The organism is Psychrobacter sp. AOP7-B1-25 (assembly GCF_052376195.1).
In the GTDB taxonomy this organism is placed as follows: domain Bacteria; phylum Pseudomonadota; class Gammaproteobacteria; order Pseudomonadales; family Moraxellaceae; genus Psychrobacter.
This window is the reverse complement of record NZ_JBQSVK010000018.1, coordinates 41620-60098: the sequence shown is the minus strand read 5'-3', so window position 1 is coordinate 60098 and position 18479 is coordinate 41620. Positions and strand designations below refer to the sequence as shown.

19 protein-coding genes are annotated in these 18479 nt (G+C 43.3%); 9 read left to right on the top strand and 10 right to left on the bottom strand.

Annotation, left to right across the window (positions count from 1 at the left end):
- The coding region (locus ACT3QR_RS12180) for a transporter substrate-binding protein (RefSeq protein WP_444521593.1) at window positions 1–662 on the bottom strand (662 nt) is incomplete at its 3' end.
- Window positions 663–1073: 411 nt separating this feature from the next.
- Between ACT3QR_RS12180 and ACT3QR_RS12175 the strand changes: the two genes are divergently transcribed.
- Together ACT3QR_RS12175 and ACT3QR_RS12170 are read left to right on the top strand one after the other, a co-directional pair.
- Complete coding sequence (locus tag ACT3QR_RS12175) at window positions 1074–2726, top strand: DUF4139 domain-containing protein (protein ID WP_444521592.1); 1653 nt, start codon at window positions 1074–1076, stop codon at window positions 2724–2726.
- 108 nt (window positions 2727–2834) lie between these two features.
- A complete protein-coding gene (locus tag ACT3QR_RS12170) occupies window positions 2835–3656 on the top strand; it encodes an NRDE family protein (protein WP_444521591.1) in 822 nt (273 codons plus the stop codon).
- Between the two features lie 97 nt (window positions 3657–3753).
- Here ACT3QR_RS12170 and ACT3QR_RS12165 read toward each other — a convergent pair whose 3' ends face one another.
- Complete coding sequence (locus ACT3QR_RS12165; RefSeq protein ID WP_444521590.1) at window positions 3754–4272, bottom strand: RNA pyrophosphohydrolase; 519 nt, start codon at window positions 4270–4272, stop codon at window positions 3754–3756.
- A gap of 432 nt (window positions 4273–4704) precedes the next feature.
- Here ACT3QR_RS12165 and ACT3QR_RS12160 point away from each other — a divergent pair, with 432 nt between their 5' ends.
- Entirely contained in the window at window positions 4705–5118 is a 414-nt protein-coding gene (locus tag ACT3QR_RS12160; protein ID WP_444521589.1) for an OsmC family protein, read from the top strand.
- 11 nt (window positions 5119–5129) lie between these two features.
- Window positions 5130–5558 carry an MAPEG family protein gene (locus ACT3QR_RS12155; RefSeq protein WP_444521588.1) on the top strand — a complete coding sequence of 143 codons (429 nt, stop codon included), beginning with the start codon at window positions 5130–5132 and terminating at the stop codon, window positions 5556–5558.
- A gap of 27 nt (window positions 5559–5585) precedes the next feature.
- Here ACT3QR_RS12155 and ACT3QR_RS12150 read toward each other — a convergent pair whose 3' ends face one another.
- The 7 genes from ACT3QR_RS12150 to ACT3QR_RS12120 form a co-directional block, all read right to left on the bottom strand.
- Entirely contained in the window at window positions 5586–6638 is a 1053-nt protein-coding gene (locus tag ACT3QR_RS12150; RefSeq protein WP_444521587.1) for a tRNA dihydrouridine synthase, read from the bottom strand.
- Window positions 6639–6713: 75 nt separating this feature from the next.
- Window positions 6714–8213, bottom strand: a complete 1500-nt coding sequence (locus ACT3QR_RS12145) for a UvrD-helicase domain-containing protein (protein ID WP_444521586.1) — start codon at window positions 8211–8213, stop codon at window positions 6714–6716.
- Window positions 8214–8429: 216 nt separating this feature from the next.
- Window positions 8430–9167: a twin-arginine translocase subunit TatC gene (gene tatC, locus ACT3QR_RS12140; RefSeq protein ID WP_444521596.1), complete on the bottom strand. Its 738-nt coding sequence runs from the start codon at window positions 9165–9167 to the stop codon at window positions 8430–8432.
- A 149-nt stretch (window positions 9168–9316) separates the two neighbouring features.
- Window positions 9317–10003: a Sec-independent protein translocase protein TatB gene (gene tatB / locus ACT3QR_RS12135; protein WP_444521585.1), complete on the bottom strand. Its 687-nt coding sequence runs from the start codon at window positions 10001–10003 to the stop codon at window positions 9317–9319.
- A gap of 26 nt (window positions 10004–10029) precedes the next feature.
- Complete coding sequence (gene tatA / locus ACT3QR_RS12130; protein WP_444521584.1) at window positions 10030–10272, bottom strand: Sec-independent protein translocase subunit TatA; 243 nt, start codon at window positions 10270–10272, stop codon at window positions 10030–10032.
- 203 nt (window positions 10273–10475) lie between these two features.
- A complete protein-coding gene (gene hisIE, locus ACT3QR_RS12125) occupies window positions 10476–11333 on the bottom strand; it encodes a bifunctional phosphoribosyl-AMP cyclohydrolase/phosphoribosyl-ATP diphosphatase HisIE (protein ID WP_444521583.1) in 858 nt (285 codons plus the stop codon).
- A gap of 188 nt (window positions 11334–11521) precedes the next feature.
- Entirely contained in the window at window positions 11522–11965 is a 444-nt protein-coding gene (locus ACT3QR_RS12120; protein ID WP_444521582.1) for an acyl-CoA thioesterase, read from the bottom strand.
- A gap of 435 nt (window positions 11966–12400) precedes the next feature.
- On the opposite strand from ACT3QR_RS12120, the gene rpmI reads away from it, so the two are divergent.
- The 5 genes from rpmI (at window position 12401) to ACT3QR_RS12095 (ending at window position 17474) form a co-directional block, all read left to right on the top strand.
- Window positions 12401–12598, top strand: coding sequence for a 50S ribosomal protein L35 (gene rpmI / locus ACT3QR_RS12115; RefSeq protein WP_444521581.1), 198 nt, complete (start codon window positions 12401–12403; stop codon window positions 12596–12598).
- 116 nt (window positions 12599–12714) lie between these two features.
- Window positions 12715–13071, top strand: coding sequence for a 50S ribosomal protein L20 (gene rplT, locus ACT3QR_RS12110; RefSeq protein WP_011281252.1), 357 nt, complete (start codon window positions 12715–12717; stop codon window positions 13069–13071).
- A 328-nt stretch (window positions 13072–13399) separates the two neighbouring features.
- The gene (gene pheS, locus ACT3QR_RS12105) at window positions 13400–14455 is read left to right on the top strand and encodes a phenylalanine--tRNA ligase subunit alpha (protein WP_444521580.1); all 1056 of its coding nucleotides are present in this window, start codon (window positions 13400–13402) and stop codon (window positions 14453–14455) included.
- A 104-nt stretch (window positions 14456–14559) separates the two neighbouring features.
- Window positions 14560–16959 (top strand): phenylalanine--tRNA ligase subunit beta, encoded by a 2400-nt coding sequence (gene pheT / locus ACT3QR_RS12100; protein ID WP_444521579.1) that lies wholly within the window; start codon window positions 14560–14562, stop codon window positions 16957–16959.
- A gap of 215 nt (window positions 16960–17174) precedes the next feature.
- A complete protein-coding gene (locus ACT3QR_RS12095; protein WP_444521578.1) occupies window positions 17175–17474 on the top strand; it encodes an integration host factor subunit alpha in 300 nt (99 codons plus the stop codon).
- Window positions 17475–17720: 246 nt separating this feature from the next.
- On the opposite strand, the gene ACT3QR_RS12090 is transcribed toward ACT3QR_RS12095, so the two are convergent.
- Window positions 17721–18074: a hypothetical protein gene (locus tag ACT3QR_RS12090; protein WP_444521577.1), complete on the bottom strand. Its 354-nt coding sequence runs from the start codon at window positions 18072–18074 to the stop codon at window positions 17721–17723.
- Window positions 18075–18479 lie beyond the last annotated feature (405 nt).

The following is an 18479-nucleotide window of genomic DNA, read 5'->3' as shown; positions in this document are numbered from 1 at the left end:
CGTGGATAGACGTAATCAGTACCTAATAACACAAAGCGTTCTGCACTGCCGCCTTCTTCGCTCATCAAGTATTCGACCGCTGGAATAGCTTGCTGGTTGGGTGCTGCTCCAGTGTAAAAGATGTTTTCTGATTGTTCTTGTCCTTCGTACTGCACTGGATAGAACATGAGCCCATTTAACTCTTCGACTACTGGTAATACTGACTTACGTGATACAGACGTCCAACCGCCAAAGATGACATCCACTTGATCTTGAGTCAGTAGCTGACGGGCTTTTTCAGCGAACAATGGCCAATCAGAAGCGGGGTCGACGACGACTGGTTCTAGCTGCTTGCCGAGCACGCCACCATTGGCGTTGATTTCATCAATCGTCATCAATGCGGTATCTTTCAAAGATGTTTCAGAGATGGCCATGGTGCCAGACAGCGAATGTAAAATGCCGACTTTGATGGTGTCACCATCAGCAGCAGGCTCGGTGGTTGTTTCTGTACTTGCTTCAGTGGTTGTCTCTGTCGATGCCGCAGTTTCGGCAGGTTTTTGACACCCAATAAGGCTCAAGCTGCCAACGACGGCCACTGCTAGTACTGAAAAACGTGATTTTATTTTTCCGTGTGATTGAGGGTCTACCACTTGAGTATTGGCTGAAATTGGTAACGAAAACATGGACATCTCCTAATAAATACAAAAGGTAAAATACTGTTCCTGAACACTTATTAAGAGTTCAAGTTCCGTGCCAAGTTAAAAAAGCCAATAATCGGGTAATAATCAAGCAATAGTTAAATTTTGATTAATATATTCATTAATTTAGTGCAATATCGTCAATAAATTGCACCATAAAGGGGAGGTGAACAAAAAATGGTGCAATGTTAAAAACCAAATTGTTGAAACTGAATAGATACCACATGAAGAGGGTTATCGTTAAAAGTGTTTCTTATCAAAAGTGCTTTCTACTAAAAGCATTTATTGCCAAAGACTTGTAAAACAGCTACGGTAATATCTCTAAGATAGTTAAGATTTTGCGCGTTAAGCCAACGCGTGGCTGCCATGATGGATTTTACTGCTAAGGAATGATATATGAACGCACAATTAACGGATTTGTCTGTCTCAACAGGCTGTGGCCGCGTATTATCGCCACTTAATCAAACGAAAGTATTGACTATCTTGCCACTTGTACTTGGTAGCAGTGTCGTTTTGGGAGTGTCTTCGGCACAAGCGGCGACCAGTAATGTCGAGCAAGTGACGATTTATCAGGGGCTGGCGAGCGTAACACGTGCATTGCCTATCACAGGTAGCGGTGAGCAAACGGTAGTTTTTTCGTGCTTGTCACCTTATATGGATAAAGAAAGTCTAAGCGTACAGGCGGCGAACAATGTCAATGTCGGGGAAGTCAGCATCGAAGAGCTGACAGGTGAGCAGGCAGCCCAATGTCAGTATCAAGGTGATGCTAAGGTACAGACGCAACAAAATATCTTAGCCAATATCAATGCTGAGCTAGAAGCAGCACGGTTAGCAAAAGCCTATTTACATAATTTGACCAAAGCCACGCAAGTCAATACAGATAGCACAATTGCCAATAATGCACGCGACATAGAAACGCAAGCAACCAGTATTAATCAAAGAATTTTGGAGATTCAACAGCGACAAGCGCGTGCCCAAGACGCCCTTAATCAACTGATGGCAGGCAGCGCGACATCGACTTTTAACAAGGTGACACAGGTGAGTGTACGTACTGCAAGCCGCTCACCGAGTAGCGTTAAATTGCATTATCAAGTGCAAGGCGCAGGTTGGGAGCCTGCATATCAAGCTCGTCTAAACACAGACAGTGACCAGTTGAATATTACCGCTTCTGCAATTATTGCTCAGCAAACTGGCGAGAACTGGACAAACGTACCACTGATACTTAGTACTGTTAATCCCAATCAAAGGACGACTGGGCAACTGCCGTATGTACAGCGTCTATCATTATATGAGGAGCGCGAAGATGCTCAAGTGAGACGTGAATTATCTATGATGGATGAGTCTCCCGTTGTGATGGCGGAGCCTGCTTACAACAAAGGTGCAGGGGCACCTATGGCACCGCTACCCAACTTCACGGTCAGTAGCCAAAACAAAAATGGCATCATTGAGTATCGCTTACCGCAGTTGGTCAGTATTCCAAGTGACGGGAGACGGGTACGCACGGTGATTGGAGAGCAATCTGGTAACAGTAAGCTATGGATTCGCAGTACACCGAGTGTCGAGACTGCTGCCTATTGGTATGCATCAGCGCCGTTTTTGACACCAGACTGGGTTGATGGTTCGCTACAGCTGTACCGTGATGACAACTATGTGGGTCAGTCGCGTTATAATTATCAAGTACTAAAAGAGCAAGGGATTGGATTTGGTCGTGATTCAAATATGCTCGTAAAAGAGCTGACCAATGAAGATAAGCAAGGTGAAAAAGGTGTGATAAACCGCATGCAAACACTGACAACCACCAAGTCCTATCAATTTACCAATCAGCACAATCGTAGCGTAAGCTTACAAGTGCTAGGCAGTGAGCCTATCAGCCGTGATGACAGTCTAAAAGTGGCGATAACGCATACGCCGCCTGTGACTGAGCAAGATTGGAATGACAATCAAGGCATGGTGGCATGGGAGTTTGACTTACCAAGTAAACAGTCACAAGTAATACGTTCGACTTCCCAAATCAGCTACCCTGCCAATAAGTTATTAACCGGTAATTAATAAGTACTGCCCGTCAGTACTATCTTATTAACAAGAGACGTCTGAAATAATATCTTTGCCTCTATTAAGAATGACCCGCATAACGAAAATGATTATAAAAGGAAAGCTATGTGTATTGTTGCTATTGCTTGGCAATTATTTGATGATCTACCACTGGTGCTACTGTCGAACCGTGATGAGTTTTTGCAGCGGCCAACTGAGCCGTTACATCAATGGGCTGATCAACCTATTTATGCTGGACGCGATAAACAAAGTAGTGGCACGTGGTTAGGTATTCATCAGCAAGCTTCACAAGCTCAGAAGCCAGAGTATCATCACCAAAATGGTCGTTGGGCTGCGGTATTAAATTTTCGTGATGGTGTGCAGGCAAGTAGTGATGAGCGTTCACGTGGAGCACTGGTCACCGAGTTTTTAACAGGGGATTTAAGCCCGATGGATTTTGCACGGCAGATTGATTTGCAAGGTTATGCGGGTTTTAATCTGATCATTGGTGACGCTGCGCAAGCTGTGATCGTCAATAATCGCGGTCATGCACCCACGCCACTATATACAGGTCTGCATGTCATCTCTAATGGACAACCAGAGGACAGCTGGTTTAAGACAGAGCGCTTACGCGGACGACTACGCCAAGAGGTGCTGCCACTGATTGCGGAGGATAGCTCACCTGCGTACTGGCAAGCGGCGGCCTTTAATGTTTTGTCAGATAGTACCAAAGCACCAGAAGATAAGCTGCCTATGACTGGCGTAGCAGTTGAGGTAGAGCAAATGCTGTCATCTGTTTATATTGAACCCGTCGCTTTTGGCGTTACTGAAACCAGCAAACCTACTTATGGTACCCGCACTCAAAGTATTTTGACATTGCGCAAAGAGAAAGGTACGGGTGCAAGTTGTGCCGCTAGTATTATTAGCCGTGAGTTCAATAATCACTGAAAATGACCATTAGTAAACCATAAAAAAACACCCACGGTAATTGCTAACATTCTAGCTATTATCGTGGGTGTTTTGCATTGTGCTATTGAGTGACTCATTACATAAGCAAATGGTTATCTTGTTCAGGAAGGATCAGCTCTTGCTTTAGGGGAAGTTCGCGTACTAATTCTTGTAAAGCGCGACGATAGACCCCTCGTTTAAAGTGAATCACTTGTCCAAGTGGATACCAGTAGCTGACCCATTGCCAATGGTCAAATTCAGGTTTCCCTTCATCGAAGCGAATATGTTGAGTATTTGGCTCATCTAAGCGTAGCAAAAACCATTTTTGTTTTTGCCCAATACATAAGGGGTGCTGGCCATGACGTACATAACGTTTTGGCAAACGATAGCGCAACCAGTCTTGCGTGACTGCCAGTAAGTCTACGTGACGCGGATGTAAGCCGACCTCTTCCCAGAGCTCGCGATACATCGCATCCATCGGCGTCTCCCCGCGGTCGATACCACCCTGCGGAAACTGCCAAGCGTTGTGACCAATACGTTTTGCCCACAGAACCTGCCCTTGTGTATTTGCCAAGATGATGCCGACATTGGCGCGAAAGCCGTCTGCATCTATCATGACTAAACCTTTTAATTTATTTAAAAATAGCTTGTTCTGATTTGAAACCGTGACAGCAATCGTAATTATTATAAGGTGATTGTTATCGATATCTGCTCAAAACAAGATTCATTACCGTTATTAAACCAAGAAACAAGCAAAATGTGTAACAGTATTTTGCTATAAAATGTTTCACGAGTTTTACCTTTTAAAATCAACTGTTTATAAACGAACTTTTGTAGGTTTTTAAGTAGAACTTTTACGCACGTATACTATCGGAGTGTAATATCTCGTCATGTAGTAAATAGTCCAAACATACTCGTCATCGGTAAGCGAGCAGCAACACAATGCGCCTATAAAATCTTGCTTTGGCTTGTGCTACACTAGCTGGGCAATATATCATTCACACAATAATAATAGGCGATACGCCATTTAAAACGAGGAACATCTACAATGTCAGAATCAAAAGCAAGCGTCATATGGCAAGAGAACAAAGCCTTTATGGGTGTGTCACCATCAGGGCATAATGTACAAATTGATGCTGATAAAGAAAAAGGCTCAAGCCCAATGGAGCTGATTTTGCTAGGGCTAGGTGGTTGCGCCAGTTATGATGTCGTAGAGATTTTACAAAAATCACGCCAAGCAGTGACGGATGTACGTTGTGAGCTAACCGCTCAGCGCGCTGAAACCGTACCAGCGGTCTATACCGATATCCATATGCATTTCATTGTGACTGGTCAAGACGTCAAAGAAAAACAAGTCGAAAAAGCCATCCATTTATCAGCAGAGAAATACTGTTCTGCCAGCCGTATGTTAGTAGCAGGTGGGGTCAATATCACCCATGATTTTGAAGTGGTTGCAGGGTAGGGACTTATATAATGATAAGTGCATTCTTTGAGTTGGTAACTGACAAAGTGGCATCTGCCATTTTAGCCATGGTGGTAGCAAGCCTAATGCCATGGATGGTGTCAATCGTTGCAAAAGTATCTGGTGGCTTTAAAATCAGAAATAATGCACATCCTCGCGAATTTTTTCAAAATGCGACAGGAATGGCGGCACGTGCTAATGCTGCACAGCAGAACAGTTATGAAACTTTGCCAGTGTTTTTGGCAGCAGTGATAGTTGCTATGCTGCTTTTTGTACCGCAATCGATTATCAACGTATTGGCGTGGCTGTATGTGATGATACGCATTGGTTTTTGTGTGGCGTATATTACTAATTTGGCAATGTTCCGCTCTATCTTATGGGGATTGTCAATGGCTTGTTGTCTAATGCTATTTTATTTAGCAATACGAGTCAGCGTCTAGTAAAAATACCTGTAACTACCAAAACGTTCAAATACAAGCAGGTGACCAATCTCGTACGCTTGCTTGTAATGCGCTAATAATCACCGCTTTATTTTTCTCTCGTTTGATACTTTCCCACACGGTTTGCGCCTCAACATAGCCTTTGGTGAGCATACCTAGCCATTGCTTATAGCGGCCGACTAACACCACATCGTTTTTTGCCGCACCTTCTAAAAACTTAATCTGATGCGCAATCAAATCCTTCCATAGCAATGTAGCCGTATTCTCTACATTGTCAGCATTGCTTTCAATGCGGTTGCCAACTTGCGCCACTAAATCAGGGCGAGTCACTGCGCCGCGACCTAACATCAAGTGCTGTGTACCTGCTTGCGTCATACAGTTTTGCGCATGCTCTACATTCCATATCTCACCGTTGGCAATGATTGGAATATCGAGCGCATTAAAACTTTGGATTTTGTCCCAATAGGCAGGCGGCTTATAGCCTTGGGTCTTAGTGCGTGCATGAATAGTCAGCCAATCGGCGCCGCTATCGTTAATTGCGCCGCGAATATCATCCATTCGGCTAGTATCTGTATAGCCCAGACGAATCTTAGCTGATACTGGTATGTGGGCGGGAACGGCTTGACGTACGGCACTGATAATTTGATACATGGTTTCAGGTTCATCTAACAATACGGAACCACCGCGATGGCTATTGACTGTTTTCGCCGGACATCCAAAGTTGATATCGATAGCAGGCGCACCGAGCTCACAAGCGTACGCGGCATTTTCAGCCATGAGCTGCGCTTCGCTACCTAAAATCTGTACATGAATGGGCGTACCAGAGGCTGTTTTGGCATTGTGATGTAGCTCAGGCACATATTTGTAAAACACATGCGCAGGCAGTACATGTTGAGTGATACGAATAAACTCACTCACTGACCAATCATAAGGCCGCCCCAAGTCAGACGCAATTTGCGTTAAAATTTGGCGCATTAATGGATCGGTTAAGCCCTCCATCGGGGCGAGCAAACGCACGGGAGCCGCAAATAGTTGGTTAATAGTATTTTGACGCGTTTGAAGTTGCTGGCTATTATTCATGCTGGTGGTTCACTGCTAAAGGGTCATTATAAGAAAGATAGAGTAAAGCTTGAGACTGAAAGAAATGAAAGGTAGTTAAGTATTGCCAAAAATCACTTTTTTGCCCGTCTGTAATCCTGATATCAAGTCTTTAATATTATGAATATCCAAATTGCTCTGCGCGCGAGTACAGGCGACATAGAGCAGACGTAGCTCTTCTGGGCTGATCTTGACGGCGTTGGTGGTCACATCGTAGTAAAAGTCATCATCTAACTGTACTTTTCCCCACTCGAGCCCTTTTGCTTTATGAGCGGTGGAGATGACATAGTCAGCGTTTTCAATACTAGTCAGACTATTGACTGCTTGGCTCAATACATTGGTGCCGTGGTCATCGACTAGTTTGACGAGTGTTTTGAGATCGCTGCCCTCATTGGTTTCGGCGTACTCTTGCACATCACCCCAGTTATAAAAATACGCCAGCTCAGGTACACCATAAGCCGATTTACCATTTTTTAAGTTTTCGGCTGCTTGGCAGAATTTGAGCATACGGTCGGTATCCGCTTGTAACGCCACGCGATGCCCGTGCTTTAATCCTGTCAACAGTTGCGACATGGCAGCCGCATTGGTGCGGCACAAAATAGCATCTTTTTTACTATGTACCATGCCCTTATCGGTAGAAGACTGTTTGTTCGGATTACCTTTTAGCGGTACATCCTCTTGTAGTGCTTTTAATAAGGTATTGGCCACTTCTGCAATCGGCTCACCGAATCTGAAAGACTGCGTCAATAAAGTCTGCGGCAATGGCAGTTTTTTCATGGCATTCACAGCGCCACGCCATTCGTAAATCTGCTGGTGTGCATCGCCCACATAGATGACTTGTCTCGACTGCTGCGTCAAGATACCCATCATTAAGGGATCAGCATCCTGTGCTTCATCAAATAAGATAAAGTCCGCTGGAATGCTTGGTTTAGACAACGCCCAAAGCTTGAGATAAATATCATGGCCAATACCAGCAGGGTGCCGCGCGTCAATCGACTGTAACCAGCGTTGTTCGACGGCAGGGTAGAGCAGCTCACGTAATTGCTCTGCATCTGAGTCATCGAGCCAACTTGGGAACAGTATGTGCCTTGGCGCAGGATAGCTAGCATGCGTACTACAAAAGTTACTTACCGCATCGCTGACAAACCGAGACAATCGCGCTGGTGTTAGTGTGATGTATTTATTAATCCCATCCATTTGCCGACGCACTTGCACAGGCTGTAGTCCCAAATCATCACCGAGACGCTTAGGTGAAAAGCGCGGTAATGATAGCTTGGCGGTAATATCACGAGCGACATGACGATAAGCTAATGAGTGAAAAGTACGGCATTCTACATGCGGCGGAAACTTTGAGCGAGCATCATTGGCAATCGCTTTGTTAAAAGCCAGATATAATCCGCGTCCACGTAAGCGCTCACCGATTAGCTTGAGCGTCGTTGTCTTACCGGCGCCCGCATAAGCAACCACTTTAAACGACTTGTGATCCATCGCCATATTCAGCGCACTCAGCTGCTCGTTAGTGGGATCGCTCATATAAGCTGGCATAGATGCGGACATAATAAAGCTACCTAAATACAAAAATTGATTAAAAATAAAAGGGGCAAAAAAAGCCACTGGGTAAACAATGGCTTATAGATGATGGTGGTGCTAAAACGTGATAATAAGCAATCAGCTTACTAATGAGGCAAGAATAAAACGGTGTAATGGTAGTTTAACGCATAGCTATATGTAATCAATAACTTTATTTTGATCTAGACTAGACTGATAAGTGTTTTATTCTTTGTCTGTCGACACCTGAGTATGACTAGGCTCTTCTTTGATTAAAATTTTCGCCAAAAATAAACCAAGCTCAAACAATAACCACATCGGAATCGCCAGCATGAGCATCGATACGCCATCGGGCGGCGTGACAACGGCAGCCACAGCAAAACAGCCCACAATGATATAGCGACGTTTCTCTTCTAAGCTCTGAATGGAGACAATGCCTGCCAATATCAATAGCAAAGTGACGACTGGAATCTCAAATGTTAAGCCGAATACCATAAATAACTTTAAGGCAAAGCTGAGATAGCTGTCGATATCCGTCATTGGCAGTACGTTTTGCGGAGCGAACATGATAAAGAACTTTAAGACCCCTTTAAGCACAATAAAGTAAGAAAAAGCCACACCAGCATAAAACAAAAATATAGAAGATAGCAGCACTGGAATAGCGATCTTCTTTTCTTTTTTATACAGACCAGGCGCTACAAATGACCAAATTTGATAAAGGATATAAGGCATCGCCAAAAATGCGGCGACGAATACGGTCAGACGTATCGGTGCCATAAAATTTGACGTGATATCGGTGGCAATCATGGTCGAGTTGGCGGGTAACTGCGCAACCAGTGGGTCAGATAAAAAGTTGTATAGCTCGCGCGAATAGCCGACCAAGCCTAAAAATATTATCAGTACCGCCACACATATTTTGATCAAATGCCGACGCAGCTCAACCAAATGCTCGGTAATAGGCATATCAGCTAAAGGGCTTAAAACATCATCTGACTCTTTTTTCTGGTGAGCATCTGACGTCGCTTCAGGGTTTTGATGAATAGTATTTGATTCTGTAGTAGCTGAAACCGCGATTTTCTCTTGACGGCTTTTTTTACGTTTGAATAATTGCATTAGTCAGTCTCCTGCTTAGGGTCAGAAGTCTGCATGTTGAGAGGATTGTTGAGTAGGGCGTCAGCTTTATAGTTTGGCACATATGGCGGCATTGGGAGCCGACGTGCTTTGTCATAAGCACCAAGTCGAAACCACATGTTTTCCCACGGACGGGTAGTGATGGTCTGAACAACTGGCGCTGTATTGGCATCATTTACATCACCTACATCGTCATCGCTGTGACTGGGCTTCGATAATTGACCATTTTCTAAGGTATTTGGCTGCTCGTCAGTGGCATAAGCATAGTCGAATGCTTTTGGCGTGGCTGCTTGATGCTTTTGTGTACGGCTATTTTCATGAGCTTCGTCGCCCTTGCTGTTTTCAGCATTCATAGTCGTTTCAGACGCTATAGAAGAAGGACTATGTGAGCTTTCAAAAGCTTTCATATTACCGCGCATCTCAGCCATTTCACGCCTCATCTCAGTTTCGGTCTGGCGAATTTTGGCAAGCTCTTTCTGCATTTGCTGGCGTGTCTCAGCCAAGTCAAGCTCAGCCTCTATTTCAGACTGCAATGTTGAGACTGTACGGCGAATTTTGGCGTACCATTGCCCAGCCGTACGCGCTGCCTGTGGCAGTTTTTCTGGGCCCAGTACGATTAGGGCGATAACGCCAAAGAGGAGTAATTCAGAAAACCCGATATCAAACATAATGGTCCGATGTCACTGTTTAGATGCTATACGTTATGCTTATCATCAACCTTGGTTGTTGTTGAGCGCTCTTCAGTGTGTGCCGTCGCATCGTGGTCAAGAACTGCGTGTTTTTTAGCATGTTCTGTATTTTCGTCTTTGACCGCTTCTTTAAAACCTTTGACAGCACCGCCCAAATCTTTACCAGCATTTCTGAGTTTTGAGGTGCCAAACACGACAACGACAACGACCAATAGTATCAGCCAATGTGTAATAGAAAAACTACCCATAATGGTATCCTTGTGACTTGGTTTTGTGACTTGGTTTTCAGTCTTGATATGTCTGCTTTGAGTTTAAAAAAGTCTATCTATTAAACAAAAAGCATCGACATATAATGCAAGATAAAACAGAGCTATATTATAACCTGCACTTATTACAAATAGGTGAAAGCAACAATAATCCAATAAAATAGACGTTTATTTTTTATTTAGGCTTATCTAGCGGCTTTTTCATCGATACCAGATAACCCAAAACGTCTGCCAAGCTCGTTTAATACGGCATCCGACTCTATATCAAACCAGGCCAGTCCAACCAAGGTATGGAACCAGACATCTGCTACTTCATAGATCAGCTCATGACGGGCTTCATCATAGTTTGCTTTGTCTGTACTCTCGTCGCAGTTAGCAAAATCTTTGGCAGCGATGATACTTTCTGTACTCTCTTCACCGACTTTTTCTAATATTTTATTCAATCCTTTAGCATATAGACTGGCTACATAAGAGCTGTCGGCATCGGCTTGTTTGCGCTCTGCTAACACTTGATCTAACTGCTGTAGCACAGAGGCTTTATCGACTTGTGTTTGAGCGCTGTCAGATTGTGTTTGGATAGTGTCAGAGTCAGTATTCGCCACAGTGCTCTCAGCTTCATGAGTATCGCTAGTAGATTTCTGAGAATGATAAATATCCGCAGGGTCTTTTAATACTTTATCGACGGTCTGCCACTCAGGTGTTTGGCCTGATAGATCTAGACGCTGATAGAAACAAGACTCGCGGCCAGTATGGCAAGCGATACCACCTTTTTGGGTAACCTCAAGCACAATTACGTCTGCATCACAGTCTAGACGAATGTCATGCACAATTTGCGTATGACCTGACGTCTCTCCCTTGTGCCAGAGTTTGGCACGCGAGCGCGAAAAATACACCGCTGTTTGTGTTTGTGCGGTGAGCTGTAATGCTTCTGCATTCATCCACGCCATCATCAAAATACGACCTGTCTGATGATCTTGAGCAATTGCAGGAATCAAACCATCATCATTAAAAGTTACGGCAGTCAGCCAAGCAGGTAAAGTCATAATGTATTTGTCGTCTTATAGGTAGAAAGTGAAAAAGAGTGATAAGCAATTATACTACTTATGATTAAAGCGGGGAGGTTATCTGAAATACTCTGTCGTATACTGACAGCTCGCAATATGATGTTAATTAAATGCGCTATAGAGTGCAATTATACTAAATGAAAGCATACTGTTTATAACAAGCGATTTTACAGTCTAAATAAATGCGGATATAGCGCTTCTTTGATCATATTATCAAGCTTAGTCACTTTATTGAGGTTAAAGTCATAACCTCTAAAATGCTGTCGTGCTTTTGCTACTGTTTCGCCCGTGTGCATCCGTGTGACTTTCATGATTATATTACCGCCATTATCATATATTGGCTCGATACCAACTTCAAACAGCAGCTCTTCCCTTATGCGGATACGTTTAACAATATCTAGCTGCAATTTATCAATAATCAAGCCTTGATGGTCTGCGTTGATTTCTTTGACACTTTTAGCGTGTAGAAACCTTAACCGTGCTTCGGACAATAAAGCCGTCAGGGATTCTACAGTTATATGTTGTCCTGCATCGACTTCCGTATAACGCACGCGCATCACTGTCTCAAAAACAAACAAGTCGTCGTCGAATACTAACTCTTGTTTTGACACACTATCTCCTAGAGTGATGACCAAAGATTATTTTAATTATCATGCCCTAAGTTAGCAGCTTTATTGTCATTATGATGATACATTCCAGCCTAAACACTCATGGTGAATATGATAATTTTAATAGCGTTTATATGAAGATATGGCTCAGTCTCTACTTAAGCACAGCTTACGCTGACATTCAATCTATTTGGAGAAAAATCAGCCATTTTATTAGGGCTTTTGAGAGGAGAGCTATCGCTTATTTAATGCTGGTTATTTGTCTTTATTGTCTACTAAAAGCTCGCCAAAACTTTACTTGGCAAAACAACGCGCTATCTGCTAAAATAGCGCCTCCCACCTCGAGGCAAATAGAGGTTTAGTTGTTATTTATATAACGATTATTCAGTGTGACTATTTGACGACCAGGTTCTAAAACAGAAAAAGAGGCAGCTCATCATGAAAGTTAAGATGAAAACCAGAAGCGGCGCAGCTAAACGCTTCAAAAAAACAGCGAATGGCTTCAAGCGTAAGCAAGCATTCAAAAGCCATATTTTGACCAAGAAATCATCTAAGCGTATTCGCCAGTTGCGTGGTCTTAAGTTAGTGCACAAATCTGACGAAGCAGCAGTTCGTCGTATGTGCCCATACATTTAATAGCCTATCGTCATTTATCTTTGATTAAAAATATTTGACTTTGCAATCTGACAATGATGTTTGTTATTTAACATCATCACTCGCTTAACAGTGATTAAAAAATCTTGGAGTAAATTATGGCCCGTGTAAAACGTGGTGTACAGGCAAATCGCCGTCACAAAAAAATCTTAAAGCGCGCAAAAGGCTACTACGGTGCCCGTTCACGTGTTTACCGCGTAGCGGTACAGGCAGTGACCAAAGCTGGTCAATATGCTTATCGTGACCGTCGCAACAAAAAACGTACTTTCCGTCGTCTTTGGATCGCACGTATCAATGCTGGTGCACGCTTAAACGGCTTAAGCTATAGCCGCTTCATCAATGGTATGAAAAAAGCAAACATCGCAATCGATCGTCGCGTTCTAGCAGACATCGCTATGCATGATGCAGCGACTTTCACAGCATTGGTCGAAAAAGCAAAAGCGGAATTGGCCTAAATATTAACCGTCCTTTAGGTATGATGCTTTTAAATAATTATTTATAAGCAATTGTCTAAATGGATAGGACTAATATTGATTAATAGTATGATATTAATAAAAGCTACCGCTGGTCGGTGGCTTTTTTTATATTGAATTATTCTAAGTGCGCTCTTTACTAAAACTTTGTTTATTTAAAATACGCTTATCATCGTCTAAATATTCAAGCCATTCTTATAACCAGCCTTTATATCAATTTTTTATATAAACATAGCTGGATAAATGGTTTGCAATATTTGGTCAAATCCCTACAATTAATAGTCCGTTCAAATCAGGAATAATGCGTCTTATGACTAACCCTGCTGCCACCAACGACTTGTCGGCGCTACCGACCTTGTCTTCAGAGCTCAATGAGCTTACCGAAGCTCAGCTTACCGAATTTGCAAGTGCTGCTGAAACTTTAATCCTACAAGTAACTGATGCGCGTACACTGCAAGATTTACGTGTGCAACTGACTGGTAAAAAGAGCCCATTAACGGGTTGGTCAAAGCAGATGGGCAAGCTCGATGCTGATGATAAAAAGACCTATGGCGGCTGGTTGCATCAAGTGCGTAGTCGCTTTCAGCAAGCATTGACAGATCAGCAGCAGCAACTAGAAGTAGCAGCGCTCAATGCCAAATTAGAGGCCGAAAGTATTGATATCACTTTGCCTGCGCGTGGTGGTCAAAAAGGTCATCTGCATCCAGTCACGATGATTACTCAGCGTATGCAGCAGTACTTCATTCAAGCGGGTTTCAACGTTGCAACGGGCCCTGAAGTGGAGAGCGACTACTATAATTTTGAAGCATTGAATATTCCGTCGCATCATCCTGCACGTGCCATGCATGACACTTTTTATTTTGATGCGCATTATCTATTGCGTACGCATACCAGTCCTGTACAGATTCGTACTATGGAAAAAAATGAGCCACCGATTCGCATCATTTGTCCAGGCCGTGTTTACCGTAATGACTCAGACCAAACTCATTCGCCGATGTTTCATCAGCTAGAAGGCCTTATGGTCACAGAGTCGAGCACTTTTGCTGAGCTAAAGGGTTTAATTAGTGAGTTTCTAGAAGCATTCTTTGCCAAAGAGTTGACCGTACGTTTCCGTCCTTCGTTTTTCCCATTCACTGAGCCTTCTGCAGAGGTGGATATCTTAGATGATAATGGCAAATGGCTTGAAGTGATGGGCTGCGGCATGGTGCATCCACAAGTATTGACCAACTGTGGTATCGATAGCGATAAATATACTGGCTTTGCTTTTGGTATGGGTATCGAACGCTTTGCAATGCTGTATTACGGTATCGATGACTTGCGTTTGTTTTTCCAAAATGACGTACGCTTCTTAAAGCAATTTGGCTAGAGTTCGCTTTTTAAATATAAAAAGTGCTCCTTGTTAATATAACAAGTGAATTCGCCAAGCTTTACTCCAACATCTTTATTATAAAATTCTGATCCGAGATATTTATGAAAATTAGCGAACAGTGGCTACGTCAGTGGGTAAATCCTACAAACACTAGCGAGCAGTTAGCCGAACAGTTGACCATGGCAGGGCTTGAGATTGACGATCGTTATGCGGTTGCCCGTACTTTTAGCGGTGTGGTCGTCGGTGAAGTCATCAGCGTTGAACAGCATCCTGATGCAGATAAATTACGTGTTACTCAGGTAAATATCGGTGATGCTGAGCCATTACAAATTGTCTGCGGTGCTCCTAACGTGACCGTCGGTATGAAAGCGCCTGTTGCTACCGTTGGTGCGGTATTACCAAGTGATGATAGCAAAGGTTTTAAGATCAAAAAAAGCAAGCTACGCGGTGTGGCCTCGAACGGTATGCTGTGCGGCGCTTCTGAAATTGACCTAGTCGATGATATAGACGGTTTGCTTGAGTTGCCTGAAGATGCACCAGTTGGTACAGATATCCGTGAATACTTAGGTCTGGATAACCAAATACTGGACATCTCTATCACACCAAACCGTGGCGATTGCTTTAGTGTACGTGGTATTGCTCGTGAAATATCAGTCATCAACGACTTACCTGTACAACTGCCAGAAGTTTCTGTCAATATTGATGGGACTGTTGCAACGCCAGCTGTGTCAGTTGCTGCAAAGAAAGCGTGTCCTCGCTATCTGTTGCAATCAATTAGCAATATCGATCGTAGCATCGATACGCCAAAATGGATGCAAGATGCGCTGGTACAGTCAGGACTACGTTCACACAATTTCTTGGTCGATGTGACCAACTATGTGTTGATGGAGTTGGGTCAGCCGTTACATGCTTTTGATGCAGACACGATCGAAGGTGATATCGTTGTACGTTTGGCACAGCCTGACGAGACCATTACTTTGCTAAATGAGCAAACCGTTGCCTTGACGGGTGATGAGCTTGTCATTGCTGATGATAAAGGTGCCTTGGCCTTAGCTGGTATCATGGGTGGTCAGCGTAGCAGCGTCACTGACAGCACTACCAATATCGTAGTAGAAAGTGCTTTCTTTGATCAACTCGCTATTGCTGCACGTGCACGCCGTTTCGGGCTGCATACGGACGCATCACAGCGTTTCGAGCGCGGCGTTGACTTTGAATTGCCAACATTGGCGTTGGCACGAGCTTGTGATTTGATCACCAGCATCACTGGTGGGGAAGCTGGAAAGATAACCACGGTTGAAAACCTTGAGCATTTACCAGCACGCACACCGATTACATTACCAATCGCGAAAGTTCGTGATGTCATTGGGATTGATATTGATCCATCTGAGATGGTACGTATCTTAACCCAATTGGGTTTTGACGTAGAGCAGCAGAGCGATGCATTGGTTTGTAAACCGCCATCTTATCGTTTTGATATGAGTATCAAAGAAGACTTAATCGAAGAAATTGCTCGTATTTATGGCTATGACAATATTCCAAGCGTCTTGCCACATTTACAAGTAAGCATGGATTATGATGATACCGCAGATTTGACTCATGAGATGAAGCTAGCATTGGTCGACAACGGCTATATGGAAGCGATTAGCTTTAGCTTTAGTGATGCAAAACTAGAAGCATTACTTGATGACGAAGCGCTAGGGGAGGTATTGGCACTTGCAAACCCTATTTCTAGTGATTTGGCCGTTATGCGTCGTACCTTGCTATCGAGCCTACTGCCTTGCGTGCAATACAACCTGAATCGTCAGCAGCCACGTGTACGTTTCTTTGAGACAGGACTTAGCTTTGTTGGACAAAGTATCAGTGACTTAGTACAGACGCCAAGTATTGCTTTCGTCGCAGTTGGTGATATATGGAGTGAGCAAGCTTATCAAAACCGTGCCTTAGACTTTTATGACCTGAAGCATGACATTGAGCAGCTATTACCAGCTCAAATCGATAGCGCACGTATTCGCTATGAGCGTAGTACGCTAAGCTTCTTACATCCAGGACAAAGCGCTGAGTTATATATCGATGATATATATGTTGGTTGGTTGGGCCAGTTGCATCCAACTACTGCTAAGCAGTTAGATCTACCTGCTACCTGGGTCGCTCAATTGTCACTTGCACCGCTATTGACAGTCGCGCGTGAGCAGCAAGCCATCACGACACCAAGTAAGTTCCCGCAAGTACGCCGTGATATTGCTATCTTGGTAGATAGCGACATCAGTTTGCAGACGTTAGAGACAACCGTGCGAGCCGCGGCAGGTGATATGCTGACTGACCTTTGGTTATTTGATGTTTACCAAGGTGATAAAGTACCAGCAGGGCAACGCTCATTAGCATTTGCATTAATATGGCAAGACAGTACGCAAACATTGTCTGATGAAGCCGTCAAAACTGCCACAGATAAAGTGGTACAAGCGCTAACTGATCAGCATTCAGTACAGCTGCGCGATAGCTAACATTTAGTATGTATTATACCCAATGCTCTGTAGTCTTTTTACCCTGAGGCTACGGAGCATTGCTATTCATAGAATAAGTTAAGTGGTTATTAATAAAGGATTTTAATGAAGACTTTGTTAAAAAACGGTCAAAAACCCTTTATAATAGCTAGCCTTAACCCTCATACCGCTAAACCATGATATTCGACATCACGACATAGCATAGGAGTCGTACTGTGAGCACCTTAACCAAATCTGACATGATTGAGCATTTGATGAGTCACATGAACCTAACACGCCAAGAAGGTCGCTGTCTGGTAGAGAACTTTTTTGATGAACTATCAGAGAGCTTGATTGATGGCAAAGAGGTCAAGCTTTCAGGCTTTGGCAACTTTGAGCTTAAAGATAAAAATAGCCGTCCAGGCCGTAACCCAAAGACAGGGGAGCCTGTGGCTGTATCTGCACGCCGTGTGGTTACTTTTAAAACAGGACAAAAATTTCGTCAGAAGGTTGATGAGCGTTTGTTTGATAGCTAATACCTAGCCTCGCACTGTCTTAAACGATTGCGTGCCTGTTTTATCGTGAGTTGATAAGAATACTAGTGCGTATTTGCACTGAGTTGTTTTTGTGTACACCTACGTCTTTAGGTGTTGCAGTCTGCATCGAACACGATGATTGTATATAAAGCAAAACCTTACTAATATCATAAATGATAGACATAAAAAAAGAGAGCATAGGCTCTCTTTTTTTTACTACAGTTTATCTATTGTATGAACAATAAATTACTGAGCTTCTTCAACTACTACTTCGTCAGAAGCGTCAACAGCAGCAGTATCAGTTTCGCTAGCTACGTCCATGCTAGTAGTTTCTTCGCCGTCTACAGGAACTTCAGCGTCCATTTCGTCAGTAGCAGTTGCTTCTTGAGCATCAGCGATGTCAGCTTCAGCGTCAGCAGCGTCAGCATCAGCAGTCATTTCGCCTTCAGCATCAGCTTCGTTTAGCTCTTCAGTAGCGTCTTGCACTTCTTCTTGCGCGTCAGATAAGTCTTCAGCGGCGTTTTCTGTGCTGCTGTCACAGGCAGTAAGGCCCATAGTTGCAGTCATGATACCAGCTAGAGCAAGTAATTTAAGTTTCATATGGTTTTCTCCGGAAAAATGAAATGAGCAGTAGCAGCAACGAAGGTTGAAAACCGAGATTTCTCAGAGTTCAATTAGTCTTAGTCACAGCTACTCAGCTTCCACGCATTCTATAGGTTTTCTAAGTAAATAGAAATAGTCTGTACAATTAAGTAACAATAAAACTTATAATGATATTTTACTCTAGCTGTTCAATATAATTTTTAATACAAGAAGCCAGACTAATCAACGTATAATCAATGACATCCGAGAGGTTAAGAGGTTTTTTTGGTCCTTATTTTTCATCATAATTTGTCGCTGTTGGCTTTGCTTTTTGGGTAAAAAGAAGTCGAATAAACCGAATATCATGCTGAATGATATTAACCACAATTGAGTTAGTAATTTTACATGTTTTTATTTATTTTT

What these genes read in the sequence shown, in the direction of transcription:
- tatB (WP_444521585.1), bottom strand. Translation starts at nt 10,003, where the DNA reads ATGTTTGATATCGGGTTTTCTGAATTACTCCTCTTTGGCGTTATCGCC.
- tatA (WP_444521584.1), bottom strand. Translation starts at nt 10,272, where the DNA reads ATGGGTAGTTTTTCTATTACACATTGGCTGATACTATTGGTCGTTGTC.
- ACT3QR_RS12145 (WP_444521586.1), bottom strand. Translation starts at nt 8,213, where the DNA reads ATGTCCGCATCTATGCCAGCTTATATGAGCGATCCCACTAACGAGCAG.
- ACT3QR_RS12165 (WP_444521590.1), bottom strand. Translation starts at nt 4,272, where the DNA reads ATGATAGATGCAGACGGCTTTCGCGCCAATGTCGGCATCATCTTGGCA.
- ACT3QR_RS12160 (WP_444521589.1), top strand. Translation starts at nt 4,705, where the DNA reads ATGTCAGAATCAAAAGCAAGCGTCATATGGCAAGAGAACAAAGCCTTT.
- rplT (WP_011281252.1), top strand. Translation starts at nt 12,715, where the DNA reads ATGGCCCGTGTAAAACGTGGTGTACAGGCAAATCGCCGTCACAAAAAA.
- pheS (WP_444521580.1), top strand. Translation starts at nt 13,400, where the DNA reads ATGACTAACCCTGCTGCCACCAACGACTTGTCGGCGCTACCGACCTTG.
- hisIE (WP_444521583.1), bottom strand. Translation starts at nt 11,333, where the DNA reads ATGACTTTACCTGCTTGGCTGACTGCCGTAACTTTTAATGATGATGGT.
- rpmI (WP_444521581.1), top strand. Translation starts at nt 12,401, where the DNA reads ATGAAAGTTAAGATGAAAACCAGAAGCGGCGCAGCTAAACGCTTCAAA.
- ACT3QR_RS12155 (WP_444521588.1), top strand. Translation starts at nt 5,130, where the DNA reads ATGATAAGTGCATTCTTTGAGTTGGTAACTGACAAAGTGGCATCTGCC.
- ACT3QR_RS12150 (WP_444521587.1), bottom strand. Translation starts at nt 6,638, where the DNA reads ATGAATAATAGCCAGCAACTTCAAACGCGTCAAAATACTATTAACCAA.
- tatC (WP_444521596.1), bottom strand. Translation starts at nt 9,167, where the DNA reads ATGCCTATTACCGAGCATTTGGTTGAGCTGCGTCGGCATTTGATCAAA.
- ACT3QR_RS12175 (WP_444521592.1), top strand. Translation starts at nt 1,074, where the DNA reads ATGAACGCACAATTAACGGATTTGTCTGTCTCAACAGGCTGTGGCCGC.
- pheT (WP_444521579.1), top strand. Translation starts at nt 14,560, where the DNA reads ATGAAAATTAGCGAACAGTGGCTACGTCAGTGGGTAAATCCTACAAAC.
- ACT3QR_RS12170 (WP_444521591.1), top strand. Translation starts at nt 2,835, where the DNA reads ATGTGTATTGTTGCTATTGCTTGGCAATTATTTGATGATCTACCACTG.
- ACT3QR_RS12090 (WP_444521577.1), bottom strand. Translation starts at nt 18,074, where the DNA reads ATGAAACTTAAATTACTTGCTCTAGCTGGTATCATGACTGCAACTATG.